Genomic DNA, 24096 nt, shown 5'->3' with positions numbered 1-24096 from the left:
CGAAAGCGCTATCCGGCGAGCTTGCTCGCGGCGCGTGCGAGAGCTTCGATTTCGTCCCACCTGCCGGCCTTGACCATGTCGTCGGGGGCGACCCAGGAGCCGCCGACGCAGATGACATTGGGCAGGCTGAGATAGTCGGCCGCGTTCTTGCCGGTGATGCCGCCGGTCGGGCAGAATTTCACATCGGCGAGCGGCGAGGCGAATGCCTTCAGCGAGGCGATGCCGCCCGACTGCTCGGCCGGGAAGAACTTCAGGAAGCGCAAGCCTGCTTCGCGCGCGGCCATGATCTCGCCGGGGGTGATGGCGCCGGGCAGCAGCGGAACCTCGCTGTCGGCGGCGCCGGCCAGAAGCTCGCGGGTTATGCCCGGGCTGACGATGAATTGCGAGCCGGCGGCGGCCGCCTCGTCAAACTGGCGCGCATCCAGAATGGTGCCGGCACCGACGATGGCTTCCTCGACCTCGCCCGCCACGCGTCGGATCGCTTCCAGCGCATCCGCGGTCCTGAGCGTGATCTCGATCGCCGGCAGGCCGCCGCGTGCCAAAGCGCGGGCCAAGGGCACGGCATTGGCAACTTCAGCGATCTTCAGCACCGGGATGACCGGCTGGCCATTGAGCAGCGACAGGAGTTTTTCGGTCTTGCTAGGCATCTTCTTCTCCATATCGTTGTCGATTCAACCGATTAGCAGACTGATATTTTCCTGTCCACGCAACCGGGCGTGTCGTGATGTCACGCACGCCGGGTAGCTTACGGGCTCTTCCGGAACAGGGCCATGGCAGGCCGTCAAACCCGTTTCACCTTGAAACGGCTTTTACGAGCGTCTAGTTGCTCTGGCAATGACACCGTCCGCGCCATCCCAGCCTGTCCGCGTCGCCGCGCTCTACAAATTTGCCTGGCTCGACGCGTTCGAGGTGCTGCGGGCGCCACTGGCTGCCTTCTGCTGTGGGCGCGGCATCAGGGGTACGCTGCTTCTGGCGCATGAAGGTATCAACGGCACGGTCGCCGGCAGCGATGCGGCGATTGCCGAACTGATCGACCATCTCGAAGCCATCGACGGGCTGTCCGGCCTCGAGGTGAAATACAGCAGCGCCGCGCAAACGCCCTTCCACCGCATGAAGGTGCGGCTGAAGCGCGAGATCGTCACGATGGGTGTCGAAGACATCGACCCGGCGAAGAGTGCCGGCACCTATGTCGCGCCGGCCGACTGGAACGCGCTGATTTCCCAACCCGACACGATCGTCATCGACACGCGCAACGCCTACGAAGTGTCGATCGGCACCTTCAAGGGCGCCATCGATCCGGCGACCGCGAGCTTTCGCGAATTCCCGGCCTGGGTGGAAGAGCACCGCGCGGAACTGGAAGGCCGCAAGGTCGCCATGTTCTGCACTGGCGGCATACGCTGCGAGAAGGCGACGGCCTATGTCAGGTCGCTTGGTCTCGAGGAGGTGTTCCATCTCAAGGGCGGCATCCTGAAATACCTCGAAGAGGTGCCGGCCGAAGACAGCCTGTGGCAAGGCGAATGCTTCGTCTTCGACGAACGGGTTTCGGTGTCGCACGGCCTCGCCGAGGGCGACGCCGAGCTGTGCCGCGCCTGCCGGCATCCACTGACCTTGGACGAGCTGACATCGCCGAAATTTGCCGCCGGCGTCTCCTGCCCGCGTTGTTTCGACGCTCGGTCGGACGACGACCGCCAGCGCTATGCCGAGCGCCAGCGGCAGGTCGAGCTGGCGCAGGCGCGGGGCAGGGGACCGCATATCGGGTCCTGATCAAGGCGCCTGGGCCGGGGCAAAGCGGCCGCCCGTCATTGCAATGCCAGGTTTCGGGACCTACGTCTTCGGCGTTCGAAACCTGCCCGTTCGGCCGGGCAATCCTGGAGGCATTGATGTTCGATCCCAAGAAGCTTCTCGACGATCTGCTCGGCTCGCAAATTCCCGGCACCGGCGGCACGGTCCGCGACAAGGCCGGACAGGCGGTGCAGATGGCCAAGGACAATCCTCTTGCGGCGGGCGCGCTGGCCGCGGTGCTGCTTGGAACCGGCGCCGGGCGCCAGGTCACCGGTGCCGCCGTCAAGCTCGGCGGGTTGGCAGCGATCGGTGGCCTCGCCTACAAGGCCTACCAGAATTACAAGGCCGGCAATGCACCCGAGCAGGCGCCGGCGGCCGGCGAACCGGAATTGCTGCCGCCGCCGAAAGACACTGCCTTCCACCCGTCGCAAGCGCCGCAGGGCGAGGACGAATTCACGCTGACCCTGGTGCGGGCGATGATCTCGGCGGCCAAGGCCGACGGCCATGTCGACGACGAGGAGCGCAAGAAGATCGCCGGCAAGCTGAGCCTCGCGGGGATCGGTTCCGATGCGGAAAAATTCCTGATGGCGGAGCTGGAGAGCCCGATCGACCTAGACACGCTGGTGGCCGGCGCCAAGACCGACGCGCAGAAGCTTGAGCTCTACACCGCGTCGCGCCTTACAATCGATCCCGACACACGCGCCGAGCGCGGCTATCTCGATCTGCTCGCGGGCCGGCTCGGCCTGCCGGATGCGCTGATCGACCATGTCGAGGCAACGGTTTCGGCGGTCAAAGTGCCGGCTGCCAAGGCCGGGACCTCACCCAATCCACGCTGGTAGGCCAAAACGGAACAGGCGGGCCTTCGTGGCGTTAACCTCTCGTTAACCCAGGAAGCGCATGATTCTAAACAGTCGGATCGGCTTTCCTCCTCCCAAGTCCGGTCCAGATCAGGGCGGTCGCCAATGACCGCCCTTTTTGTCGGCCCTCCGGGTTTCTCCCAAAAACGAATTGCACTTTCGGCACCCGGGCAGGCTCCGAACCCGTGATAGGAATTTTTTCCTTGACTGGGTGAAGGCAACTATGGTAGATATTTGGTTATGGTGCTGAGTTGCGCCAGGGACCCGCCGCACAGGCGGGTTTTCCGTTCAATGCTCCCTCGACAGCGCGGGGCCGAAGGCCCGAAGACCTGTCAGCTTGGATTCGTTGCCCTGGATACCAGTGTCCCGCTTGCCATCGCCGCCGTCATTTGCGATGCCTTTTGTCCCTGGACCACCTGAAAATCAGTCGAGCAAATGCGGCGCAGCCGGAGGATATCTGCCATGACCGAAAAAACCGCCATCGTCACCGGCGCCGGCACGGGCATCGGCAAGAGCGTCGCCACCGCGCTGCTCAAAGCCGGCTGGAACACCGTGTTCTGCGGACGCCGGAAGGCACTGCTGGACGCGGCGATCGCCGCGGCCGAGCAGACGGATGCCAAGGCACTGGCTGTCGCCTGCGACATCAGCAAGCCCGGCGAGGTCGATGATTTGTTCGAGACGGTGGCGGAGGCGTTCGGCCGCGTCGACCTGCTCTTCAATAATGCCGGCATGGGCTACAAGTCGGCGCCGATCGACGAGATCCCGGTCGAGGTGTGGAACGATATTGTGGGCGTAAACCTCACCGGTTCGTTCCTGTGCGCCCGCGCGGCCTTCCGCGCCATGCGCAAGCAGAAACCGATGGGCGGCCGCATCATCAACAATGGCTCCATCTCGGCCCACGCGCCGCGCCCGGGATCGGTGCCCTATACCGCGACCAAGCATGCCATCACCGGGCTGACCAAGACGCTGGCGCTCGACGGCCGCCCCTACGACATTGCCTGCGGCCAGATCGACATCGGCAATGCGCTGACCGACATGGCGCAACCGATGACGGTCGGCGTGCCACAGGCCAACGGCTCCATTGCCGCCGAAGCGGTGATGGACGTCCAGCACGTGGCCGACGCCGTCGTCCACATGGCCAGCCTGCCGCTCGAGGCCAATGTGCTGTTCATGACCGTGATGGCGACCAAGATGCCGTTCGTGGGCAGAGGCTGACGAAGCCTTTATTTTTGCGCAATTCCCAAGGGAAAGCGCTACGCGCTTTTCCCGGGAAAACCTCTACGCACTTTTTCTGGAGTTGCCTTAGGCCCCCGCCAGCGCCACGCCCGGCAGATAGAGCGCGATCGGGCGGATCTCGTAGACGGCGGTCGGGTTGACGCGGCGCAGATCGCGCGCGATGGCGATCGCGTCATCGCGCTTGGCGCAATCGACGACATAGAGGCCGAGAAGCTGTTCCTTGGTCTCGGCGAAGGGGCCGTCGATGACGATCCCGTCGCCGGGTCCGCGCAAGGTGCAGGCCGACTGGGTCGCTCCAAGCCGCGCCGAGGGGCCGAGGCTGCCGTTCGCATAGAGCCCGTCGTGGATCTTGAGCAGGTCGGTCATCAGTGCCGCATCTTCCTGCGGCGTCAGTGCCTTGATCGCGTCTTCCACGTGATAGGCAAGAATTGCATAAAACATCGAGGCACCCCATTTCGATCCTGATCCAACGATCGTAGCGGCTCCCCGCACGCAGGCACAGTCTTTGGCCATGCGCCTCCCGACGCATCATGACATTGCCATGCCGCCAGCGGCAATCGATGCGGGCTCGCGGCGAACGCCGGAGGCCTCACTTGGCCAGGAACGCTCCGATCCTGTCCAGCGCGCGCAAAATGTTCTCCTCGGAATTGGCGTAGGAGAGCCTGACATAGCCCTCGCCGAGAATGCCGAAATCGGGGCCGCCGATCAACGCGACGCCGGCGTCGTCGAGCAGGGCGGAGGCGAGTTTCTTCGCCTTCCAGCCGGTCTTCGACACGTTGGGGAAGGCATAGAAGGCGCCCTTGGGCGTGATGCAGGATATGTTTGGCAGGGCGTTCAGTCCCTCGACCACGATCTTCCTGCGGCGATCGAAGGCGCGCATCATCTTGTCGACGTCGTCCTGCGGGCCGTCGATGGCCGCGATGCCGGCAAACTGGCTCGGCGCGTTAACGCAGGACCAGCAATTGACCGCCAGCTTGCGCACCTTGTCATAGAGATGGGCGCCCTTGTCGCCGTTCGGCCAGATCGACCAGCCCATGCGCCAACCGGTCATCGCCCAGGTCTTCGACCAGCCGTTGAGCACGATCAGCCGGTCGCGGATTTCGGGAAACCCGAGCAGCGAGCAGTGTTTTTCGCCGTCATAGGTCATCACGTCGTAGATTTCGTCGGAAAGGATGGCCACCCGCGGATGTGCCTCCAGTCCCTTGACCAACTTCTCGATCTCGGCGCGCGGTGTGACGCCGCCGGTCGGGTTGGCCGGCGAGTTGAGGATCAGGAGCCGTGTCTTAGAGGTGATCAGCGCCAGCGTCTCCTCGGCCGAGAAGGCAAAGCCGTTCTCCTCGCGCATCGGCACGGGGATGGGTGCCGCACCGGTGAATTCGATCATAGAGCGATAGATGGGAAAGCCGGGATCGGGATAGAGGATCTCGGCGCCGGGCTCGCCGAACATCAGGATGGCGGCGAACATGGTCGGCTTGCCGCCGGGCAGGATCATCACCGCCTCGGGCGATACCTCGACCCCGGTCGTGGTCAGCGTGCGGCGCACCACCGCCTCGCGCGTCGCCAACAGGCCGTTCGCCGGCGTGTAGCCGTGGTGGCCGTCGCGCAGCGCCTTGATCGCCGCCTCGACAATGTGCTGCGGCGTCTTGAAGTCGGGCTGGCCGATGCCGAGATTGACGATGTCGCGGCCTTGCTGGGCGAGTGCCGTGGCCCTCGCGAGCACGGCGAAGGCGTTTTCCTCGCCGAGACGATCGAAGGCCGAAATCGTGTGGAGCATTTTTCCCGTCCGTGTGGTTCTTGCTATGCGGTTGCGTTTTTGTGAGCTTCGGCCCGCAAAAGTCAAACGGATTGGAGCTGTCGGTGTCGGAAAATCTCAAGGACTGGCAACCGCGTCCGCGCCCGGAGCGCAAGGTGCTGGAGGGCCGCTATGTCAGGCTTGAGCCGCTGAGCGCCGCCAAGCACGGCGATGGCCTCTATGAAGCGTCTTCCGTGGCCGACGTCGATGGCCGCTTCGCCTGGCTGCCCGACTATCCGCCGGAAACCCGCGCCGCCTTCCAACCCTGGCTGGACAAGGTGGAGGCGAGCGAGGATCCGCTGTTCTTCGCCGTCATCGACAAAGCGAGCGGCAAGGTCGCCGGGCGCCAGACCCTGATGCGCATCAATCCGGCCTATGGCGTCATCGAGATCGGCAACATCTATTGGGGGCCGCTCATCGCGCGCAAGCCGGCGGCGACCGAGGCGCAATTCCTGTTCATGAAATACATTTTCGACGAGCTCGGCTATCGCCGCTACGAATGGAAATGCAACAACCGCAACGAGCCGTCGAAGCGCGCAGCGGAACGGTTCGGCTTCAAGTTCGAGGGCATTTTCCGCCAGCACCTGATCGTCAAGGGTGAAAACCGCGACACCGCATGGTATTCGATCATCGACAAGGAATGGCCGGCCTTGCGCAAAGCCTACGAGGCGTGGCTCGATCCGGCCAATTTCGACGGTGCCGGCCAGCAGAAACGACGGCTCGAGGATTTTCGCGCGGAATTCGGCGCTTGAGCTGAATCCGGGCATGGGAGTTTGCCATTGGCGCACAGTGACGACGACAGCCGGCACGACGACAGCCGGCACGACCACAGCGGGCACGGCTACAGCGGGCACGGCCACAGCGCGCATAGTCATGGCTCGACCGACAAGAAGCGCGTTTTGATCGCGGCCTACCTGACGGCAGGCTTCATGGTGGCCGAGGCGCTTGGCGGCCTCTTCACCGGCTCTCTGGCGCTGCTGGCCGATGCCGGCCACATGCTTGCCGACGCCATTGCGCTCGGCCTGGCCTGGTATGCGTTTCATCTTGCGGACCGGCCGGCGACCGTCCGCCTGACCTATGGCTTCGGCCGGGTCAAGACGCTGGTGGCCTACACCAACGGCATCGCCATCTTCGTCATCGCGCTGTGGATCGTCTACGAGGCGTGGGAGCGCCTGCAGACGCCGGCGCCGGTGCTGGGCGGGCCGATGCTGGTGGTGGCGATCCTCGGCCTGCTGGTCAACATCGGCTCCTTCCTGGTGCTGCATGGCGGCGACCGTGAGAGCCTCAACATGCGCGGCGCCATCCTGCACGTGCTCGGCGACCTGCTCGGCTCGACCGCGGCAATCGTGGCGGCGATCGTCATTCTGGCCACCGGCTGGACCCCGATCGATCCGATCCTGTCGGTGCTGGTCTCGCTGCTGATCCTGTCCACGGCATGGTCGCTGATGCGCGCGGCCGCCCACGTCCTGCTCGAAGGGGTGCCGCCGAGCCTCGACCGGGACCTGATCGCCAGCGACATCGCGACGACGGTCCAGGGGGTGCGCGAGGTGCACCACATGCATATCTGGTCGATCGACGGCACCAGCAGCATGGCGACGCTGCATGCATGCCTCAACGAGGGCGTGGACGCGCACAAGGCGGTCAGCGCGATCAAGAAGCGGCTTGCGTCGGAGCATGGCATCAGCCATGCCACGGTGGAACCTGAATTCGGCCAGTGCGCCGACGACGGCGACGAGCACGACCATGGTCATGACCATGATCACCACCAGGGGCATGACGCGGCTTTGCATCATGGCCATCATCACTGACGCAGGGAATCCAAGCGCCTTGAATCCGAGCTCGACGACCCCTGGCCACGCAGGGACAGCATAATGGATCGCGATAGCAAGAACGCCGCCATCGCCGCGCTGTCGATCATGCTGCTGTTCGGCATTGCCGTTTATTTCCTGCCAAACATCATGCTGGCCCTCGGCGATCTGTCGACCGTGCTGGCCGGCATCTTCGGCACCGCGTTCGTGCTGGCGTTTTTCTTGGTGTTCTGGCTGCGCGCGCGCAGCCAACGCAAAAATCAGGGCAAATAAGGGAAGTTCGACATGCGCATTCTGATCACGGGCGCCGCCGGCATGGTCGGCCGCAAGCTCATTGCACGGCTGGCGAAGGACGGCAGGCTGCGCGGCCAGAAGATCACCGCGCTCGACCTGCACGACATCGTACCGCCACAGGCGCCGGCCATCGATGGCGTCAGCATCCACAGCCATACCGGCGATCTCGCCGAGGCGGGCGCCGCCGAGAGGCTGGTCGCGTCGCGGCCCGACGTCGTGTTCCATCTCGCCGGCATCGTGTCGGGCGAGGCGGAAGCCAATTTCGATCTCGGCTACCGCGTCAATCTCGACGGCACGCGCGCCTTGTTCGATGCCATCCGCCTGGCGGGGTTTGCGCCGCGCGTCGTGTTCACCTCGTCGATCGCGGTGTTCGGCGCGCCGTTCCCGGACGTCATTCCCGATGAATTCCACACTACGCCGCTGACCTCCTACGGCACGCAGAAGCAGATGAGCGAGGCGCTGCTGGCCGACTATTCCAGGCGCGGCTTCTTCGACGGCATCGGCATCCGGCTGCCGACCATCTGCGTGCGGCCGGGCAAGCCGAACAAGGCGGCCTCCGGCTTCTTCTCCGGCATCATCCGCGAGCCGCTGAACGGTCAGGAGGCGATCCTGCCGGTGCCGCGCACCGTCGTCCATACCCACGCCAGCCCACGCTCGGCGGTGAATTTCCTGATCCATGCGGCCGGGATCGACGGCGCCGCCGTCGGGCCGCGCCGCAACCTGACGATGCCAGGCGTCGCCGTCACCGTCGGCGAGCAGATCGAGGCGTTGGAACGCATCGCCGGGCCGAAGGCGGTGAGCCTGATCCGCGAGGAGCCGGACGAGACGATCTGGGCGATCGTCAAGGGCTGGCCGACGCGGTTCGAGGCGCGGCGGTCAAGGGAACTCGGCTTCAGCGCCGAGAAGAGTTTTGACGAGATTATCCGCGCTCATATCGAGGATGAACTGGGCGGCAAGGTGTATTGATATTCAGGTGATGCCGGCCTGCGAACGGCTGATACCTGCGCTTCCGGTGCTCACGTACTTTAAGTAAGTACGCTCCGCTCCGGTTCTCGATATCAACCGTTCTCGGCGCGGCCTGACCTGAATCTCAACACACCTTCGGGCGCTACTTCCGGGTCAAACGCCGCCCGTCAGGCTCGCCGACAGCAGCAGCAGTCCGAACAGGAACACGAAGGCGGCGCCGCCGATCTCGACGATCGAATGGATGCGGTTGCCCATGCGGCCGTCGCCGGCGAAATACACCGCCCAGTTCTTTGCGGTCACCGCGATCGTGGCCAGCGCCGAGACGGTTATGGCGGTGCCGATCGACATCGCCAGCACCGACAGCAGGCCGCCGAGCCACAGGCCATTGAGCAGGGCGAAGCTGAGCACGATCAGCGCGCCGGAGCAGGGGCGGATACCGACCGCGGCCACCGCCGTCCAGGCGGTGCGCCAGTCGAAGCGGTCGCCCGACAGCAGCGCCGGATCTGGCGCATGCGAGTGGCCGCAGGTCTCGCAGACCTCGCCCGCCGCGTGCGCGTGATCGTGCGCGCCATGATCGTGGTGATGGTCATGCGCGCCGTGGTCATGATGATCGTGCGAATGCTCATGCCCGTGGTCATGATGATCATGCTGATGCAGCGCGTGCGCCGAATGGCTGTGAGCGGCATGCGAATGGCCCGCATGGGAATGCCCGGCGTGAGCCGCCGACAGGCTGTAGGCGGGACCTCTGCCGAACAGGCGCAGGATGGATGGGCCGAGCTTGCGCCACAGCAGCCAGGCGCCGAACAGGGTGACGAAGACGAAGCTCATGATCTCCATGAACCAGGCCGCGTCGGTCATAGAGACGGCGGTGCCGCGCAGGACGAAATAGGCGACTGCCATGACCGCGACCGCGGTCAGGCCCTGCAGCAGGGCCGAGACAAACGACAACAGGATGCCACGCCGCAGCGCCACTTCGTTGGCGACCATGTAGGACGAGATCACCGCCTTGCCGTGGCCGGGGCCGGCGGCGTGGAAAATGCCGTAGGCGAAGGACAGGCCGATGAGCACCCAGAGCTTGCTGTTGTCCTGGCGCATCGCCTTCATCGCCGTGGCGAGCGCGCGATAGAACTCCTGCTGCCGCAGATTGATCCACATCAGGATGTGGGCGAACGGGCCGGTGGTCGGCGCCATGCCATCGTTGACGCCGATGCCGAGCGAGCTCTGGGCATGAGCCGAGCCGGCGAAATGCACCATCGCGAAGCTGATGGCCAACAGGCCGAATGCCAAACGCAGGGACGGTCTCATCACCGGGTTCATCCTTCTGGCTGACAGGTCAGTTCGAGCTTGGTGGCAAAGATCTTGCTCATGTCGGTGCCTGTCGGGTCGTTGAAGAAGGCGTCCGTCAGGGTCTTCTGGTTTTCCTTGATGGCCTCATCCGGGTCGGGGCGGACCACCTTGTCGGTGCAGTTCGGGGGCAGGCCCTCGACCGTGATGTTGGCGTCCTCGGTGAAATCGATCGCCGTGTAGAAGGTCGGATCGTAGACGCCGATATCGATCTTGCCGGCGAGCTTGATCGGCGCCTTCGGTTCGGACTCGAACAGGATGATCAGCTGGTCGTTGTCGAAATTGGCCATCAGATGCGGCGGCGGCGTCATCGGCACGTCTTTGCCGTCCTGGGTGACGAGTTGGAAGTAGTTGAATTCGGCCAGCGAGGCGTGGACCGTGTCGGCGACCTCCTTCAACTCCTTGTCGTCAAGCTTCAGGTCGGAATTCTTGTCGAACTCCATCATGACAGTACTGGAAAACAGATCGTCGAAGCGCCAGAGATGGCGCAGCGCTTTCACGCTTTGGTGATCCGGGGAGAGGATCACGTCGAGGCGGGCCTCGGCGAAAACGTGCGGATGCACCTCTGCCGGTCCAACGGCGGCCAATGTCGCCGCCAGGGCCGAAGCCAGCATGATTGCGTGCCGTCTTAGATGCATTCGCGGTCGCGATTCCCTTGGCTTCGGAGAGAAGTGGACAGTTACCAGAAAGGGGGCGAAAATGGGACCGCGCCGCAATTGAAGGCGGTCATGCGGTTTCGCGCGTCCTGAACCACTGGACCAGGAAATCGACGAAGACACGCACCTTGGCGGGCAAATAGCGCCGGTGCGGATAGACGGCGAAAATGCCGGCACCCGACAGGGTGCGGTCATCCAGCACCGTCACCAGCCGGCCGCTCGCAATATCCGGCACGGCGATGAAATCCGGCAGGATGGCAAATCCCAACCCCGACAGGGCAGCAGCCCGCGCCGCCATCGGGCTGTTGACTTCGATCGGCCCGGAGACCGAGACGCTCACCGTATCCTCGCCGTCTCCCTTGAATTGCCAGTTGTTCAAGCCGCGGCCATTGGTGTCGACGATGCAGGGCATGCGGCCGAGATCCTGCGCGCGCACCGGCATGCCATGTTTTGCGATGAGTTCGGGAGATGCGCACAGCCGTGTGGAAAACGGCGCCAGACGCCTGGCGATCAGCGACGAGTTCTCCAGGCGCGAGATGCGCACCGCGAGATCGAAGCCTTCCTCGACGAGATCGACGAAGCGGTCGTCCAGCTGGATGTCGAGCACGATGTCGGGATATTGCTTGGCGAAGTCGATCAGCGACTGGCCGATCGGCGCGTCGGCGAAGGTGCGCGGCGCAGACAGCTTGATCCTGCCGCGCACGTCGCCGGACGATTCACGCACGGCGTCGGCAAGACTGTCGACCTCGCGCACGATCTCGGAGGCTCGGCGATAATAGGTGTGGCCGGCCTCGGTCATCGAGAACTGGCGGGTGGTGCGGTTGAGCAGCAGCGCGCCGAGCTCGTCCTCCAGCTCGCGCACATATTTCGACAGCAGCGCCTTGGAGCGGCCGATCTTGCGCGCCGCCGCCGAAAAGCCCTCGGCCTCGACCACGTCGATGAAGGCGCGCATGCGGGTCAGTGTGTCCATGAATCAGGCCTTTCGTGCGGCGTCGAGATTTCGGCCGAGCCGTATCAGGGCAATGTCGCCGCCGGAAGGGCCAGCGACAGGCCGGCCCACCGGTATCTTGCGAGGGTGCAGAAGGGGGTCGAGAGGGTCGTGCGTGCCTGTCATCGTTCGATATCCGGATACGGTGAAACCAACATTGTTCGATGCCGGAATTTTTACAACCTACGATACGATTTTTATTGATTGTGAATCTCTCTGCCCCTATATCGCGCTTGCCCAAAGTCGCACGTGCCTGTGGGTGTCCGCCGATCCTCTGAATGGTGAGGGAAATCGGTAAGGTAACTGGAGCCAACCCCTCCAGTCGGTTTAGCGGCCAACCGCCAGACCGAGGACACCTTGAAGCAACGACGGTGCGGGCCTTTCTGGTTCTCTGCCGGTTGTCCAAAGACCGGGGTTACTGAAGAGGCACACCATCATTGCCGGCAGTGCGGAACGGGGTTCTCCCAATCCAAGCCAAGGCAGACAAAGCGAACCGAAGCCGGGCAAGGCCAAGGTTCATCGCCGCGAGACGGCGTTTCATGGTTCCGGGGTCTCCACCGGCTGGTTCCATGGATTTCCGTCCCGCCTTTGTCCACCGCGTGTTCGCGAGGCCGACAGCCCGCGTCCGCACCCTTGTGCGCGCCGAAAGGCGTGATGGAGAAACCCGATGGCCACGCAGCGCATCCTCGACTTCCTCGCCACCCGACGTCCGACCGGTCCTTGCCTCGTCGTCGACCTCGATGTCGTGCGCGACAATTTCCGCGCCTTCGAGAAGGCGCTCCCCGATTCCAGGATCTACTATGCGGTGAAAGCAAACCCGGCGCCGGAAATCCTGCGCCTCCTTGCTGCGATGGGCTCGTCCTTCGACACCGCTTCCGTTGCCGAAGTCGAGATGGCGATGGACGCCGGTGCGCCGGCGGACCGCATCTCCTTCGGCAACACCATCAAGAAGGAGCGCGACATCGCGCGCGCCTACCAGCTCGGTATCAAGCTGTTCGCCGTCGATTGCGTCGAGGAGGTCGAGAAGATCGCCCGCGCCGCTCCAGGCGCCCGCGTGTTCTGCCGCGTGCTGACCGATGGCGAGGGCGCCGAATGGCCGCTGTCGCGCAAGTTCGGCTGCGTGCCTGCGATGGCCGTCGACGTGCTGCGCCATGCCAAGGCGCTCGGGCTCGACGCCTATGGCGTGTCGTTCCATGTCGGCTCGCAGCAGACCGACCTGACGGCCTGGGATCGCGCGCTGGCCGACGCCAAGACCGTGTTTTCGACGCTCGCCGAGGAAGGCATCGTCTTGAAGATGGTCAATATGGGCGGCGGCTTCCCGACGCGCTACCTGCGCGACGTGCCGGCGGCCCAGGCTTACGGCCAGGCCATCTTCTCGGCGCTGCGCAAGCATTTCGGCAACGCCATTCCCGAGACCATCATCGAGCCGGGCCGCGGCATGGTCGGCAATGCCGGCGTCATCAAGTCGGAAGTCGTGCTGATCTCGAAGAAGGCGGACAACGACAATGTGCGCTGGGTGTTCCTCGATATCGGCAAATTCGGCGGCCTGGCCGAGACGATGGACGAGGCGATCCGCTATCCCCTAGTGACCGCGCATGACGGCTCAGAAACCGCGCCTTGCGTGCTCGCCGGCCCGACCTGCGATTCGGCCGACGTGATGTATGAGAAGACGCCCTATCCGCTGCCTCTGTCGCTGACCATCGGCGACGAGGTGCTGATCGAAGGCACCGGGGCCTACACGACCACCTATTCGGCGGTCGCCTTCAACGGTTTCGAGCCTCTCCGATCCTACGTGATCTGACGGTCGAAAGAACCGTCGGATCATCCCAGGTGGGCGTTTGTCGCCCATCCGGGCTCGCCTGTGGAACAGTCTCCGCTCGTGAAGGGATCGCGGAAATGGACATTGCAAATTTCGTTGTCGAAGGCGCTGCGCGCGACATCTCCCCCTTTGAGGGGGAGATGGTCACGAAGTGGCCGGAGGGGTTTGTCTCAGCCGCCTCGACGTCTCTTGGACCGCATGGGGCTAGCGCTTCACGCGCGGCGAACCCCTCTGTCGCCTTCGGCGACATCTCCCCCTCGAGGGGGGAGAGTGCCCGTGCTTTCGCCATCGTTGCCGAAACGCCTGATGACATCGCGGCGCGCGAGGCGTTGCTCGATGCCGCCATGGGGCCGAAGCGCAAGACGAAGTCGTCGGAGAAGCTGCGGCGGGGCCGGCGGCCCTCGGAAGGCCTGGCTTTCGTCGCGCGCGACGCATCGGGCGCCGTGATGGGCACGGTGCGGCTCTGGGACGTCACGCTGGGCGAGGGCGGTCCGGCAACACTGTTGCTTGGGCCCCTGGCGGTCGCTCCTTCGCTCAAGAGTGCCGGCATCGGCTCGGCGCTGATGCGCCATGCGGTCGCCGAAGCCGCGCGTCTCGGCCACGCGGCGATCCTGCTGGTCGGCGACGCGCCCTATTACGGCCGCTTCGGCTTCTCAGCCGCAAAGACCGGTTCGCTGGCCATGCCGGGCCCGTATGAGCGGCATCGGCTGCTCGCGGTGGAACTGGTGGAGGGCGCGCTCGACGGCGTCCATGGCACGCTGAAGGCCGCGGGGCGCAAGCTGAAGGCGCCGACGCTGGCGGCCTGAGGCGCTGAGCCCCAAACGAACGAAAAACGCCGCCCGAAACGGCGGCGTTTTCGTCCCGAGAACAGTCTCGGCGGTCTTCTGTCTCAGCCGATCAACTGGCTGAGCGCCATGGCGACAGACATGTCGCCTTCGACCTTTATCTTGCCGGTCATGAACGCCATGGTCGGGTTGAGATCGCCCGATATCAGCGAGTCCAGATCGTCGAGCGAGAGCTTGATGGTACAGTCGGCGGGGCCGTCGGCGGTCGAGACATCGGCGCCGTCGATGACGATGACGCCATCGCTGCCGGTGTCGAATTTCACGGAACGATCGAACCCGCTGCTGGCCACGCGCGACCTGATCTTGTCGGCAATCTCCTGAACGCTCACGCTGTTCTCCTGTCTGGTTGCATCTGCCTGTTCGGTTGCATCTGCTTATCTGGTTGCATCTGTCGCGCCACGACACATCGATCCGCCCGAGGGCCATGCATCTTCGCGGCCACGGTCGCTGCCGCATATAGCTTTGGATTGACGTTTACGTCAACGCGAATTGCAGGGCCTGGTTCCTATCGCCGCACCGGGCGAGGACCGGATCACCGTGCCTGGCCAGTGGCATGCCCGGGGGCTCAATGCGACTTGAAGGCCTTGGTCATCTCGGACGCAGTGGCGCCGGCTTCCTGCCGGCGGCGCAACCAGTTGTCGCGTATCTCATCCTTGCTCAGGAAATTGACCTGATCGACCAGAACCTCATGCACCAGTGTGGCGCCGACGCGTGTGTTGACGGTATCGCGGATCGCGGCGCGGAAGGCGTCGAGGTCGATCGTCTCCTTCTTGGTGAAGTCGATCTGCGGATTGGAATACAGGTAGGAATAGACCTGGTCGGTGATCAGTGCCTCGGCCGGGATCGACAGTTTCTTGATCTGCTCGGGTTCGACCGTGTAGACCAACTTGGTCAGGAAATAACCGTCGATCCTGGCGTTGCGGATCAGCGGCACCGAGATGACCTCGGTCTTGACGTAGTCCAGCCCGCCCAGCATCGGCTTCGGCTTTTCGCCGACGCCGCGTTCGCCGGCGGCCTGGAACGAATAGAACACCGCGCCGAGGGTGGCGACGCAGATCCAGACCGCGATGGCGATGACCTTGACCATTCAGGCACCCGAGCCGGCGACCACCGCGCGCTAACCGCGCGCCCGGCCGAACTCGCCGGCGGAATAAGTGCCGTCGGTTTCGGCGCGCTGGATGGCGGTGCGCAACAGGCCAGCGACCTCGTTGACGGCGCTCAGATGCGCCAGGATCGCTGCCTCGTTCTTCGCAAGCTTTTGGCGAAGCCGGACAAGGCCTTCGCGGTGCTGTTCGAGGAACTCGGCTTCGCTGCCGCCGCGCATGGCACGGGTCAGTTCATAGAGATAGCGGCTCTTGCGCGCGTTCGATGCCTTGAGGTCGTAGCCGGTGTCGCTGCGCAGCCCGGCCGTTTCTTGCTCGACGACTTCCTCGATGCGGCCGATGATGGCGGCAAGGTTTCCGGGCCGCGCGAGTGCGACCGGGGCTTCCGATGTGGCCGTGCGCGCCGGCAGGTTGGCGGTGAATTCCGAAAAGTCGGCCATGGCGTTTCCCAGTCTAGATCTTGATGTCTGTCTTTGTGGTCGTTTCATCGCCGGTCATGGACCTGGCGGCCTTGCGCTGCAGCTCCTGGACGAGCGAGGTGGACAGACGGCTCTGCCGGTCGATCTCGGTCTTTTCAGGCCCGCCGGAGACCGGGCCGATCGGCACCTTGCGCTTGCCTTCGAGATAATGGTCGGCGAGCAGCGACTTGGCGATGCCGATGCCACCACGCTCGGCCATGACGTCGGCGACGCGCTCGGCGAGCTGCGATTTCCACATGTCGCCGGCCAGGCCCTTGCCGTACACGCCCTCGGTGTCCTTGGGCATCATGTTCTGGATGAAGGTCTGGAGCACCATGGCTTCGAATTTCTTGAACTTCTTGGATGGATCGGCCGCCAGGGCCTGGTCGGCGGTGGCGCGCGAGAGCATCGTCCCGGCCGAAGCGGCCTCGACCGAAAAGCTGCCGGCAACGCCGCCCGCATGCCTGGTCAGTGCGGCGCGCGCGGCCGCGAGATCCGCCGGCTCGGCTGCTCGGACAACATCCATCACGATGTCGCTGGGTGGAGAGATCGCCAAGAAAGTCCGCCTTTTATCGGTTTTCCTTGGCCAGACCATGCCTCAACAAGCTTGTGGCAGGCTTGCGGGGGGAGGGAGCAAGGTCAGGGTTCTCTGCATCCAAGCCGCGTAGCCAGATTTCAACAACGCATGTCGCGTAAAAAGTGGCTTCCGGTTTTGCGAGAACGACCTGCAGACGGCGTCTCGCCCGAATCCGTTCGAACGCGAGGGGCTTCAGGACGGAGGAAGACCGGCCCTCGACAGCATTTCAAGGAACCGGGAATGGTGATGATCCTTCACATAGCGCGGCACAAAGCCAGGGCAGACATTGCTCAGATTGAGATGTGGAAGTTGTGACAGGCAATGATGGATGGCCCGCGACGCTTCATCGCGATTGCCGGTTGCGGCCGCGGCTGCGGCCCAATAAAGCGCGCCACGAACGAAGCCCGGCTTTGTCCTGACCACCTTGCGCGCGACCTCGAGCGCCCGCTGATCGTCTCCGCCGGCAAACAGCGCCATAACGAGCCCGTGGTGACGCCAGTAGTCGATGACGTCATGGGTTCCCAGCCGGATCGCCTCGTTCGCCTCGCGCACGGCTTCGCTGACCTGCCCGCGCAGCGCGAAGAGCATCGCAATATCGCCGTGGCCGCTCGGATAATTTGGGTTGAGGCTGATCGCGTGCCGGCATTCGACGATCGCCTCGTCGATACGACCGCAACTTTCGAGAGCAAATGACAAGATGCACCGGGCAATTTCATCGTCCGGCACCGCCCGCACCGCGGCCTCGGCAAGCGCCAGCGTATACTCGATATTGCCCTGCTCGCGGGGCAGCGCGCCAAACGCGATGCCCATGGAAATCATGATCGAGAGCGTCCGCTTCGCACGGGCGTTGTCGGGCCCTGTCGAGAGCGCCTTCGTCGCAAGTTCCATCCCGACCAGCAGCGAGTCCTGGGTCATCTCAAAATATTTCATGAGCGCCTCGTTCACCAACCTGCGCACTTCAGGGGGACCAGGCGGACTCTTGTCGCGGACCTTCCAGTTGGTCAGTTGAAGTTCGAGGATCACCGCCAGAACGACGGACTGGGCGATCCTGTCCTGGAATTCGAGCGCATTCTCGGACTGGCCGTCGAACTTCTGGGCCCAGACATGATGACCGCCGACGGCATCGACAAGCTGGATGTTCACCCTCAGCCCATTGCCGGATCTCTGGATGCTGCCGCTGAGCACATATTGTGCGCGCAGCGCTCCCGGCGCTTTACCTTCCTGGCGCGGGCCGATCTTATCTGTCGGGGGAACCGCGGAGAGCACGACATAGTCGGCCACCTCGGAAAGGGCTGTCGTGATGTCCTGGACCAGTCCCTTGGAGAAAAAATTGTCGCCTTGTTTTCCGGTCAGATTGGTGAAGTCGGCAACGCCGATGGAGGGGTGTCCGAGACGATGGCTGGCCGCAACACCACTTGCCGACGGTGCGTGTGACGCCGTGTCGGAAGTGAGCAGCAGGGACTGCCATAGTGCCCGCGTCTCAGGGCCGGCTTCGACGCCGAACTCCTTCTTCAGCATGCTTCTGCAAGCCTCGTATGTCCTGAGCGCCTTGTCGCGTTGACCACAAGCAAGGAGCAATTCCATCTTGAGCCGATAGGATTCTTCCCGCGCCGGATCCATAGCCAGGACGCGATCGGCCAGGACGAGGCCCGCTTCAGCGTCGACGAGGCGAGCCAGTTTCTCGAACGATTCAAGCGCACGACCGAGCAACCTGTCGCGTTCCGACGCGACCCAGTCGTCGAAGCCATTGCTTCCCACATGGAGACCGTCGAGGAACGGGCCGGTGTAGTTCGCCAGAGCCTTTTCGAGTTCCTGCGCGGAGCGGGCCGATAAACCCGTCTCGAACTCCTCCACATCGACCCGGAACGCCTCTGGCCTGAGGTGGATCAACTCTCCGGTGGAATGGATAAGATCGACACCCGAGAGATCGCGGCGCAGGACGCTGAGCGCTTGGCGAAGACTGTTGCGCGAATGTTCGCCATCGCTGTCGCCCCATAGCAGATCAGCCAGTCTCTCCCGCGTCGCTGCCATGCCCGGACATCGGGCCAGATAAGCAACGATTGCCGGGCCGCGTTTCCCGACCAGTCGAAGCGGGCCAGTTGTTTCAATACGGAAGCCGCCGAAGAGTGAGATTCTATTTGCAGCGCCGCCGTCGTCACTTTGCATCTGCTGCCTCAGCCTGACGAAATTCTAACGCAAATCTAACGTTCCGCAATCGTCCGTCACCGCGCTTCAAGCGCTCCCGTGACGGCAGGTCATTTAGACTTCGCTAAATTAGGCGGCCAAGTCAACGCAATGCTTGGTTCAAGGGGGGCGCGTGTCCAGAACAAGAGCCAATTTGCTGCTGCTCCTTGCAGCCGCATTGTGGGGCTTCGGCAACGTCTCGCAAAAGACGGTGCTGGTCCATCTCGACGCCATGAGCGCGGTAAGTCTGCGTTGCCTGATCGGCGGGCTGCTGGTGCTGCCCTTTGTCTTGACCGAAAGGCGAGTGGCGATCGGGGCGGGCTATTTTCCGAGCCTGGCCAGGGTGGGCGCGCTGTTCGCCATCTCCATCACGCTTCAGCAGCTTTGCTATGTCGGAGCCTCGGTCACCAATGCAAGCTTTCTGGTGAGCACGGCAACCGTAATGACACCTCTGGCCGCCTGGTTGCTCGTCGGCGAGCGTCCGACAGCTGGCCTCACGATCGCTGCCGGGCTGACCCTGGTCGGAGCCCTGCTTTTGTCGGATGGGATCGGCGGCCTCGGCAGCGGCGATCTCACCGCCATCCTGTCGGCTGCCTGCTATGCGCTCTGGGCGGTCGAGCTCGGCCGGCACATGCAGGCCCATGCGCGGCCGTTCACCGCCGCCGCGGCACAATTCCTCGGCGCCGCAGTCTTCGCCCTGCCGCTCGGGGCAATGCAAGGCAACCTGTCGCTGGCCGCCGCATTCGCAGCCGGCCCGGAATTGGCGATACTCGGCGTCTTCTCCACCGCGATAGCCTTCGGCATACAGACGGCTGCCCTCCGCTTCACGCCGGCCAGCCACGCCGCCGTGATCGTCAGTGCCGAAAGCGTCTTCGGGGCGCTGGGCGCGACGATCTTTCTGGGCGAGCGGAGTTCGTGGCCGGGCGCCTTGGGAGCAGCGATCATTCTCGGTGCGATCCTTTCCGTGGCACGATCGAACCGAGCGCCGCAGGCACGTGCGTCCTTGCGGACCGCTTCGAACCAACGCTTCGACATTGCCCCTGCCTTTGCAACAGCGCCGGCAAGCGGGGCAGGCGAACGCCGCGTCAACAGTTCAGGTCCGGTGGAGGAATGCGATGACCACTGCCGCTGATGCGAACGTCGCCGTGTCGAGCGCGGCCGGACAGGCCGCGGGGGCGCTGCGATGAACGCGTGGACAGTCCTTCTTCCGCTCGCACATTTGAGATCGGCCCTTGGTGCCCGCATGAAGGGACCCGGCGGCTATTACAACAGTGGCAACGCGCTTGGCCTCGTCGTAGGTCTTGCAACCCAAATTGCGGCCGCGCCAGTCGGCCAGCATGAGGAAAGCGCTGTCATCGCGGCGGTGACGGACTATTTCGCAGGCAGCCATGGCACTGTTGCGCTCACCTTGGCTAACCTCGTCTTTTTCTGCGGCGGCGAAGCCTACCACCGGGCTTGGGCAAAGCCGGATGTTCCCGATCCCACCCTCAATCGTCTGGGCGACTTCCTCTCGGGATTAGGCGCAATCGGGCTCGGCATCGCGCTCTTGCTGCTCGGCGACCCGCTGCTTGCGGCGACCTCCGGCCTGCTGCATGCGCTCGGCAAGTTCGGCAGCACCTTTCACAGGCCGGGCAGGCCGGTTCCGGTGTGGCCGACCGCCTGGCCCGATCCGTTCCGCAGTGCGGTGCTCGCCAGCAGGTTGCCGGCAGTGGTGGCGACAACCGTCGCCCTCGGCCAGGCTTTGCCGGTGGTCTGGTCGGGCGAGTCCTTCGCGGCACTCATCATGCCGCTGACGTTACTCGGCTGTTATCTTTTGTGGACCAAGGCCGATCTGCTGCTGTTCGGCGTTGGGTCCAAGGTCCCTCGTCAAATTTCCACATGTTGAAAATGGGCGGCTTTGACAACGATCGGTTGTCGAGATGGAGAATGGGCATGTTTACAGATATGTATCAGGACGCCGGTCCCTCTTCTGGAGCGGTCTCCTTTCGCGGGCGGGTGCAGTCGATAGGCCGGGGCAATCTTTTTTCGCCGACAAAGACATCGGGAAGGGGGCTGGCAAGCCGAGCCAATTCACTCCTGAGGCTGGCGGGGATACTTGCAGCTTCTGCGTTCTGGAATCTCCCGGCGCATGCAGCGAATGTCGACGTCGCCATCGTGTTCGCGGTCGACTTCTCGGCATCGATTGATCCAAAGATCGCCGATCTGCAACGCGAGGGACATGCCGCGGCACTCACTTCGCCCGAGATCATCGCCGCCATCGGCCGGAATTACGTCGGCTGCATCGGCGTGGCCTACTTTGAATGGTCGAGCCCCGGACACGCACGCACCATACTGCCGTGGACAAGCATCTGCGGACTGGAAGATGCAAGAGCGGCGGCGGCGGAGATCAGCAGGAAAGGGGATACCGGCGTCATCCGTCGAGGGCGATCCGGAACATCGGTTTCCTCGGCTATCGACATTGGCAGTCTTCTGTTGGACCAGTTTCCTGGAAATGCCGCCAAGAAGGTCATCGATATCTCCTCCAATGGTGAGAACAACGACGGACTTCCTGTTCAGCCGAGCAGGCTGAACGCCATTGCCAAGGGATATACGATCAACGCGATCGCCATTCCCACCGAAGACGACGATCCCGGCAATCCGCTGGCATCTTATTTTGCCAAATCGGTCATTGGCGGTTCCCAGGCCTTCGTCATGACGCCAAAAGGGCCAAACGACTACAGCACGGCGCTTCGCCGCAAGCTGGTCACGGAAGTAAGCATGAACAACGAAGGGCAATTCCCGCAACCGGCGGACGGGCGCTCTTCTCAACCGTAATTCCGGACAGTGGCGCATTGCTGCACGTCCGCGTAGGGGCCGAGAGCAGACGGCGGCTCCTGGCATCTATCCACGGCCGCTCGTCGATCTTGACCTCGGCCCGGTTGATCGGGGCACCCCAGGCGGCTCCGACGATCCGATAATCGCCGCCGATATGAGTCACCCGAGCCGGCGCCGATTTGAGGCCGGCTCAGCCGCGGCGACCCTCATGCCACCGCGGCGGTGGGACGCGGCTCATCCGATCGAGCGGAGCACACCACCGTCGACGCGCAGTGCGGCGCCGGTGGTCGCCGAGGCCTGCTCGGAGCAGGTGTAGACGACCATGTTCGCGACTTCCTCGGTTGTCGCGAACCGGTTGATGAGCGTGGTCGGACGCAGCGATTTCAGGAAATTATGCTCGGCGTCCGTTTGCGTGATGCCCTGCTCCTTCGCGGTGGCCTTCATCCAGCCGCCGAGAATCTCGGAGTCGGTCGGCCCCGGCAGGACAGCGTTGACCGTGACGCCGGTGCCACCGACAAGTTCGGCCAGCCCGCGCGACACGGCCAGCAACGCGGTCTTGGTCATGCCGTAGTCGATCATCTCCTTGGGGATAGCGAGCGCGGACTCGCTGCTGATGAAGACGACCCGTCCCCACCCGCGCTCGACCATACCCGGCATATAGTGGCGCGCGGCGCGCACGCCGCTCATCACGTTGAGCTGGAAGAGGTCGAGCCATGCGGCGTCGTCCTGCTCGAAGAAGCCATTGGGACGTGCAGTGCCAACATTGTTGACGAGGATGTCGGCATCCGGCGCCTGCGCCGCGAGCGCCGCCGAGCCCTCGGCCGTCGCGAGATCGGCGGCAATGCCGGTGAGGTCGGCGTCAGGCAGCAGCGCGCGCAGTTCCCGGAGCGTCGCGGCGACCCGCTCTTCCGTACGTCCATTGACGACGACGGCGGAGCCTGCGCGCGCGAGCCCTTCGGCGATCGCGCGGCCGATGCCGGCGGTCGATCCGGTGACGATGGCCTTGCGGCCCTTGAGTTCGATGTTCATGCCCTTGATCTCCGATTATAAATGGCCGGACGACCGGACAGATGGCCCGGAGGTCAGCTGATGCCGCTCAGCTAGATGAGCCGCGCGAGCGCGCGCAGGCGTTCCGATGTTAGTGCCGAAGGGCGCCGAGCCGGGTGCTTGCCACGCACACCGCCATTTCCTGGCGGCCGAACATACGGGCCAATGCCTGGCCAACAGCCCCAAATCTCATGGTGGAATAGCTCATCGCGCTTCTCCTTCGGGCGGACGCATCGCCGCTGCCTCACGCCAAGAGGTAGGCATGCCCAGGCGCGCCATGCAGTCGGAAGATACGCATTACGGTGGTGCGAAATCGCACCGGAGGCTTCACGTGACGACGCGAACTTCTCCATGATCGACCGGCTGGGACGACTATCCGTTACTTCCTCGCAGTCGCGCGCGGCGGTTCGGTCCGAGCGGTGAGCGATGGATCAGGCGCCGCTGCCCGCATGGTTCAGATGGCGACTGTCTCGCGAACCTGATCGGCCGCCGCATCCAGAAAAGCCTGCGCGAGGTCGGGGTCGTTGACCACCCGCGAGAGCATGACCGCGCCGACCATTGTCGAGAGAACGGCCATTGCCTTGTCGCCGGCCTTTTCGCTGTCGTCCTCGCCAACCCAACTGCCGAGCATCTCGAGGTACTCCTTGATGCCGGCCTCGAATGAGGCCTTCACCTCGGCGCCTTGCCTGGCCGCATCCGAGCCGAGCGCGACGACCGGGCAGCCGTCCATCTTTTCCGCGCGATGATCCATACTGAGGTAGAATGAGATCACCCCGTCGAGCGGTTTCCCAGGGTTTGCCGCGGTCGCGGCCGACCACTTGTCGGTGGCGCTTTCCATCGCGCGCCTGGATGCCTGCGCCGCCAGGTCGTCCTTTGACTCGAACTGCTTGTAAAAGGCGCCCTGGGTCAGCCCGGCGCCCTTCATCAGATCCTTGAGGCCAATGCCGTCAAAACCTCGCTCCCGAAAAAGGCGGCTTGCCACATTGATCACGGTTTCGCGGTTTTCCGCGGCCTGAGTGCGACTTACGCGCATCGCCATCTCCTTTTTTAGATTGCATTCGTAATCTATACATTATATAGAGGTCGAACGCAATCCAAAAAAGGAGATATGAGATGATCCGCAAAACCCTGAGTGCGTCCGTTCTGGCCGCGATGTTTCTTGCGAAACCGGCTTTTGCCGAGGAAGCGACCATCGGACGCCCGATCGAAGCTGCCAGCCTGCACGAGGGACAGCTCGACATGGTGGTCTACTACGTCCCGGTCAACGGCGGCCTGCTGGAGGTCACCGCCACCTTCGCGCCGAAGATCGGAGGTGATCCGCTGCGCTTCGTCATGGGCCTTGCTGACGGCGACTCCGTGGCCTTTTCCATGCCGGGCCACCAGGATTCGCTTTACGCGTTCTCAAGGTCGGGCGAGGAGGTCACGATCTCGACCGAGACCGACACATACCTGCGAGCCGACGCGACAATGCGCTGACGCGCAGACCCTGCGTGGCGTCGGCTGCGTCCGAACAGCTCGCCACAGGT

The 24096-nt window shown here is 63.9% G+C and carries 26 protein-coding genes; 13 read left to right on the top strand and 13 right to left on the bottom strand.

The genetic code is table 11. The features are described from left to right. Positions 1–8: 8 nt before the first annotated feature. Positions 9–647: a 2-dehydro-3-deoxy-phosphogluconate aldolase gene (locus FJ949_RS13780; RefSeq protein WP_140496266.1), complete on the bottom strand. Its 639-nt coding sequence runs from the start codon at positions 645–647 to the stop codon at positions 9–11. Positions 648–834: 187 nt separating this feature from the next. Here FJ949_RS13780 and FJ949_RS13775 point away from each other — a divergent pair, with 187 nt between their 5' ends. From FJ949_RS13775 to FJ949_RS13765, 3 genes are all read left to right on the top strand, one after another. Further along, positions 835–1764, top strand: a complete 930-nt coding sequence (locus FJ949_RS13775) for a rhodanese-related sulfurtransferase (protein ID WP_140496265.1) — start codon at positions 835–837, stop codon at positions 1762–1764. Between the two features lie 116 nt (positions 1765–1880). Continuing rightward, the gene (locus FJ949_RS13770; RefSeq protein WP_140496264.1) at positions 1881–2621 is read left to right on the top strand and encodes a tellurite resistance TerB family protein; all 741 of its coding nucleotides are present in this window, start codon (positions 1881–1883) and stop codon (positions 2619–2621) included. 480 nt (positions 2622–3101) lie between these two features. Next, the gene (locus tag FJ949_RS13765) at positions 3102–3854 is read left to right on the top strand and encodes an SDR family oxidoreductase (RefSeq protein WP_140496263.1); all 753 of its coding nucleotides are present in this window, start codon (positions 3102–3104) and stop codon (positions 3852–3854) included. Positions 3855–3941: 87 nt separating this feature from the next. Here the strand turns inward: FJ949_RS13765 and FJ949_RS13760 are convergent, their stop codons facing one another. Both FJ949_RS13760 and FJ949_RS13755 read right to left on the bottom strand, forming a co-directional pair. Further along, positions 3942–4316 (bottom strand): YciI family protein, encoded by a 375-nt coding sequence (locus FJ949_RS13760; RefSeq protein WP_140496262.1) that lies wholly within the window; start codon positions 4314–4316, stop codon positions 3942–3944. A 148-nt stretch (positions 4317–4464) separates the two neighbouring features. Continuing rightward, positions 4465–5649 carry a pyridoxal phosphate-dependent aminotransferase gene (locus FJ949_RS13755; RefSeq protein ID WP_140496261.1) on the bottom strand — a complete coding sequence of 395 codons (1185 nt, stop codon included), beginning with the start codon at positions 5647–5649 and terminating at the stop codon, positions 4465–4467. An 83-nt stretch (positions 5650–5732) separates the two neighbouring features. Between FJ949_RS13755 and FJ949_RS13750 the strand changes: the two genes are divergently transcribed. Genes FJ949_RS13750 through denD form a run of 4 tightly spaced genes read left to right on the top strand, consistent with a single transcriptional unit; the run spans position 5733 to position 8735 of the window. Then, positions 5733–6419 carry a GNAT family protein gene (locus tag FJ949_RS13750; protein WP_140496260.1) on the top strand — a complete coding sequence of 229 codons (687 nt, stop codon included), beginning with the start codon at positions 5733–5735 and terminating at the stop codon, positions 6417–6419. Between the two features lie 27 nt (positions 6420–6446). Next, entirely contained in the window at positions 6447–7475 is a 1029-nt protein-coding gene (locus FJ949_RS13745) for a cation diffusion facilitator family transporter (protein ID WP_140496259.1), read from the top strand. Positions 7476–7535: 60 nt separating this feature from the next. Continuing rightward, positions 7536–7748: a SoxR reducing system RseC family protein gene (locus FJ949_RS13740; RefSeq protein ID WP_140496258.1), complete on the top strand. Its 213-nt coding sequence runs from the start codon at positions 7536–7538 to the stop codon at positions 7746–7748. Between the two features lie 12 nt (positions 7749–7760). Next, complete coding sequence (denD, locus tag FJ949_RS13735) at positions 7761–8735, top strand: D-erythronate dehydrogenase (RefSeq protein ID WP_140496257.1); 975 nt, start codon at positions 7761–7763, stop codon at positions 8733–8735. 153 nt (positions 8736–8888) lie between these two features. Here the strand turns inward: denD and FJ949_RS13730 are convergent, their stop codons facing one another. The 3 genes from FJ949_RS13730 to FJ949_RS13720 all read right to left on the bottom strand — a co-directional run bounded on the left by FJ949_RS13730 (position 8889) and on the right by FJ949_RS13720 (position 11705). Continuing rightward, the gene (locus FJ949_RS13730; RefSeq protein ID WP_140496256.1) at positions 8889–10052 is read right to left on the bottom strand and encodes a nickel/cobalt transporter; all 1164 of its coding nucleotides are present in this window, start codon (positions 10050–10052) and stop codon (positions 8889–8891) included. Then, a complete protein-coding gene (locus tag FJ949_RS13725) occupies positions 10049–10717 on the bottom strand; it encodes a DUF1007 family protein (protein ID WP_140496255.1) in 669 nt (222 codons plus the stop codon). The genes FJ949_RS13730 and FJ949_RS13725 overlap by 4 nt, the downstream gene beginning before the upstream one ends. An 88-nt stretch (positions 10718–10805) precedes the next feature. Next, the gene (locus tag FJ949_RS13720) at positions 10806–11705 is read right to left on the bottom strand and encodes a LysR family transcriptional regulator (RefSeq protein ID WP_140496254.1); all 900 of its coding nucleotides are present in this window, start codon (positions 11703–11705) and stop codon (positions 10806–10808) included. 685 nt (positions 11706–12390) lie between these two features. On the opposite strand from FJ949_RS13720, the gene odc2 reads away from it, so the two are divergent. After that, positions 12391–13524, top strand: coding sequence for an ornithine/lysine decarboxylase (gene odc2 / locus FJ949_RS13715; RefSeq protein WP_140496253.1), 1134 nt, complete (start codon positions 12391–12393; stop codon positions 13522–13524). Positions 13525–13790: 266 nt separating this feature from the next. Further along, positions 13791–14348: an N-acetyltransferase gene (locus tag FJ949_RS13710; protein WP_224646477.1), complete on the top strand. Its 558-nt coding sequence runs from the start codon at positions 13791–13793 to the stop codon at positions 14346–14348. A gap of 83 nt (positions 14349–14431) precedes the next feature. Here FJ949_RS13710 and FJ949_RS13705 read toward each other — a convergent pair whose 3' ends face one another. The 5 genes from FJ949_RS13705 to FJ949_RS13685 all read right to left on the bottom strand — a co-directional run bounded on the left by FJ949_RS13705 (position 14432) and on the right by FJ949_RS13685 (position 18691). Next, positions 14432–14716: an SCP2 sterol-binding domain-containing protein gene (locus tag FJ949_RS13705; protein ID WP_140496252.1), complete on the bottom strand. Its 285-nt coding sequence runs from the start codon at positions 14714–14716 to the stop codon at positions 14432–14434. A 236-nt stretch (positions 14717–14952) separates the two neighbouring features. Beyond that, complete coding sequence (locus tag FJ949_RS13700; RefSeq protein WP_140496251.1) at positions 14953–15474, bottom strand: hypothetical protein; 522 nt, start codon at positions 15472–15474, stop codon at positions 14953–14955. A gap of 30 nt (positions 15475–15504) precedes the next feature. Beyond that, positions 15505–15930, bottom strand: coding sequence for a hypothetical protein (locus FJ949_RS13695; RefSeq protein ID WP_140496250.1), 426 nt, complete (start codon positions 15928–15930; stop codon positions 15505–15507). A gap of 13 nt (positions 15931–15943) precedes the next feature. Further along, on the bottom strand, positions 15944–16543 hold the full coding sequence (locus tag FJ949_RS13690; protein WP_181172115.1) for a rod-binding protein: 600 nt from the start codon (positions 16541–16543) through the stop codon (positions 15944–15946). 174 nt (positions 16544–16717) lie between these two features. Further along, the gene (locus FJ949_RS13685) at positions 16718–18691 is read right to left on the bottom strand and encodes a BTAD domain-containing putative transcriptional regulator (protein ID WP_140496249.1); all 1974 of its coding nucleotides are present in this window, start codon (positions 18689–18691) and stop codon (positions 16718–16720) included. Positions 18692–18842: 151 nt separating this feature from the next. Here FJ949_RS13685 and FJ949_RS13680 point away from each other — a divergent pair, with 151 nt between their 5' ends. From FJ949_RS13680 to FJ949_RS13670, 3 genes are all read left to right on the top strand, one after another. Beyond that, positions 18843–19841 (top strand): DMT family transporter, encoded by a 999-nt coding sequence (locus tag FJ949_RS13680; protein WP_140496248.1) that lies wholly within the window; start codon positions 18843–18845, stop codon positions 19839–19841. A 111-nt stretch (positions 19842–19952) separates the two neighbouring features. After that, positions 19953–20594, top strand: a complete 642-nt coding sequence (locus FJ949_RS13675) for a hypothetical protein (protein WP_224646435.1) — start codon at positions 19953–19955, stop codon at positions 20592–20594. Continuing rightward, on the top strand, positions 20588–21523 hold the full coding sequence (locus FJ949_RS13670) for a DUF1194 domain-containing protein (protein ID WP_318013624.1): 936 nt from the start codon (positions 20588–20590) through the stop codon (positions 21521–21523). The genes FJ949_RS13675 and FJ949_RS13670 overlap by 7 nt, the downstream gene beginning before the upstream one ends. Before the next feature lie 234 nt (positions 21524–21757). On the opposite strand, the gene FJ949_RS13660 is transcribed toward FJ949_RS13670, so the two are convergent. Both FJ949_RS13660 and FJ949_RS13655 read right to left on the bottom strand, forming a co-directional pair. Continuing rightward, on the bottom strand, positions 21758–22552 hold the full coding sequence (locus FJ949_RS13660) for an SDR family oxidoreductase (RefSeq protein ID WP_140496246.1): 795 nt from the start codon (positions 22550–22552) through the stop codon (positions 21758–21760). Positions 22553–23024: 472 nt separating this feature from the next. Further along, positions 23025–23603, bottom strand: a complete 579-nt coding sequence (locus tag FJ949_RS13655; RefSeq protein WP_140496245.1) for a TetR/AcrR family transcriptional regulator — start codon at positions 23601–23603, stop codon at positions 23025–23027. Positions 23604–23683: 80 nt separating this feature from the next. On the opposite strand from FJ949_RS13655, the gene FJ949_RS13650 reads away from it, so the two are divergent. Then, on the top strand, positions 23684–24046 hold the full coding sequence (locus tag FJ949_RS13650; RefSeq protein WP_140496244.1) for a hypothetical protein: 363 nt from the start codon (positions 23684–23686) through the stop codon (positions 24044–24046). Positions 24047–24096: the final 50 nt, after the last annotated feature.

Source organism: Mesorhizobium sp. B2-4-1 (genome assembly GCF_006442185.1).
GTDB lineage: Bacteria > Pseudomonadota > Alphaproteobacteria > Rhizobiales > Rhizobiaceae > Mesorhizobium.
Note: the sequence above shows the minus strand (reverse complement) of the source record. Positions and strands in the feature narration are given on the sequence as shown.

Excerpts from the sequence above, each read along its gene's own strand:
- FJ949_RS13780 (WP_140496266.1), bottom strand. The coding sequence starts at position 647 with ATGCCTAGCAAGACCGAAAAACTCCTGTCGCTGCTCAATGGCCAGCCG.
- odc2 (WP_140496253.1), top strand. The coding sequence starts at position 12,391 with ATGGCCACGCAGCGCATCCTCGACTTCCTCGCCACCCGACGTCCGACC.
- FJ949_RS13755 (WP_140496261.1), bottom strand. The coding sequence starts at position 5,649 with ATGCTCCACACGATTTCGGCCTTCGATCGTCTCGGCGAGGAAAACGCC.
- FJ949_RS13670 (WP_318013624.1), top strand. The coding sequence starts at position 20,588 with ATGTTGAAAATGGGCGGCTTTGACAACGATCGGTTGTCGAGATGGAGA.
- FJ949_RS13725 (WP_140496255.1), bottom strand. The coding sequence starts at position 10,717 with ATGCATCTAAGACGGCACGCAATCATGCTGGCTTCGGCCCTGGCGGCG.
- FJ949_RS13770 (WP_140496264.1), top strand. The coding sequence starts at position 1,881 with ATGTTCGATCCCAAGAAGCTTCTCGACGATCTGCTCGGCTCGCAAATT.
- FJ949_RS13685 (WP_140496249.1), bottom strand. The coding sequence starts at position 18,691 with ATGCAAAGTGACGACGGCGGCGCTGCAAATAGAATCTCACTCTTCGGC.
- FJ949_RS13775 (WP_140496265.1), top strand. The coding sequence starts at position 835 with ATGACACCGTCCGCGCCATCCCAGCCTGTCCGCGTCGCCGCGCTCTAC.
- FJ949_RS13730 (WP_140496256.1), bottom strand. The coding sequence starts at position 10,052 with ATGAACCCGGTGATGAGACCGTCCCTGCGTTTGGCATTCGGCCTGTTG.
- FJ949_RS13675 (WP_224646435.1), top strand. The coding sequence starts at position 19,953 with ATGAAGGGACCCGGCGGCTATTACAACAGTGGCAACGCGCTTGGCCTC.
- FJ949_RS13660 (WP_140496246.1), bottom strand. The coding sequence starts at position 22,552 with ATGAACATCGAACTCAAGGGCCGCAAGGCCATCGTCACCGGATCGACC.
- denD (WP_140496257.1), top strand. The coding sequence starts at position 7,761 with ATGCGCATTCTGATCACGGGCGCCGCCGGCATGGTCGGCCGCAAGCTC.
- FJ949_RS13655 (WP_140496245.1), bottom strand. The coding sequence starts at position 23,603 with ATGCGCGTAAGTCGCACTCAGGCCGCGGAAAACCGCGAAACCGTGATC.
- FJ949_RS13650 (WP_140496244.1), top strand. The coding sequence starts at position 23,684 with ATGATCCGCAAAACCCTGAGTGCGTCCGTTCTGGCCGCGATGTTTCTT.
- FJ949_RS13765 (WP_140496263.1), top strand. The coding sequence starts at position 3,102 with ATGACCGAAAAAACCGCCATCGTCACCGGCGCCGGCACGGGCATCGGC.
- FJ949_RS13695 (WP_140496250.1), bottom strand. The coding sequence starts at position 15,930 with ATGGCCGACTTTTCGGAATTCACCGCCAACCTGCCGGCGCGCACGGCC.
- FJ949_RS13690 (WP_181172115.1), bottom strand. The coding sequence starts at position 16,543 with ATGGTCTGGCCAAGGAAAACCGATAAAAGGCGGACTTTCTTGGCGATC.
- FJ949_RS13720 (WP_140496254.1), bottom strand. The coding sequence starts at position 11,705 with ATGGACACACTGACCCGCATGCGCGCCTTCATCGACGTGGTCGAGGCC.
- FJ949_RS13700 (WP_140496251.1), bottom strand. The coding sequence starts at position 15,474 with ATGGTCAAGGTCATCGCCATCGCGGTCTGGATCTGCGTCGCCACCCTC.
- FJ949_RS13760 (WP_140496262.1), bottom strand. The coding sequence starts at position 4,316 with ATGTTTTATGCAATTCTTGCCTATCACGTGGAAGACGCGATCAAGGCA.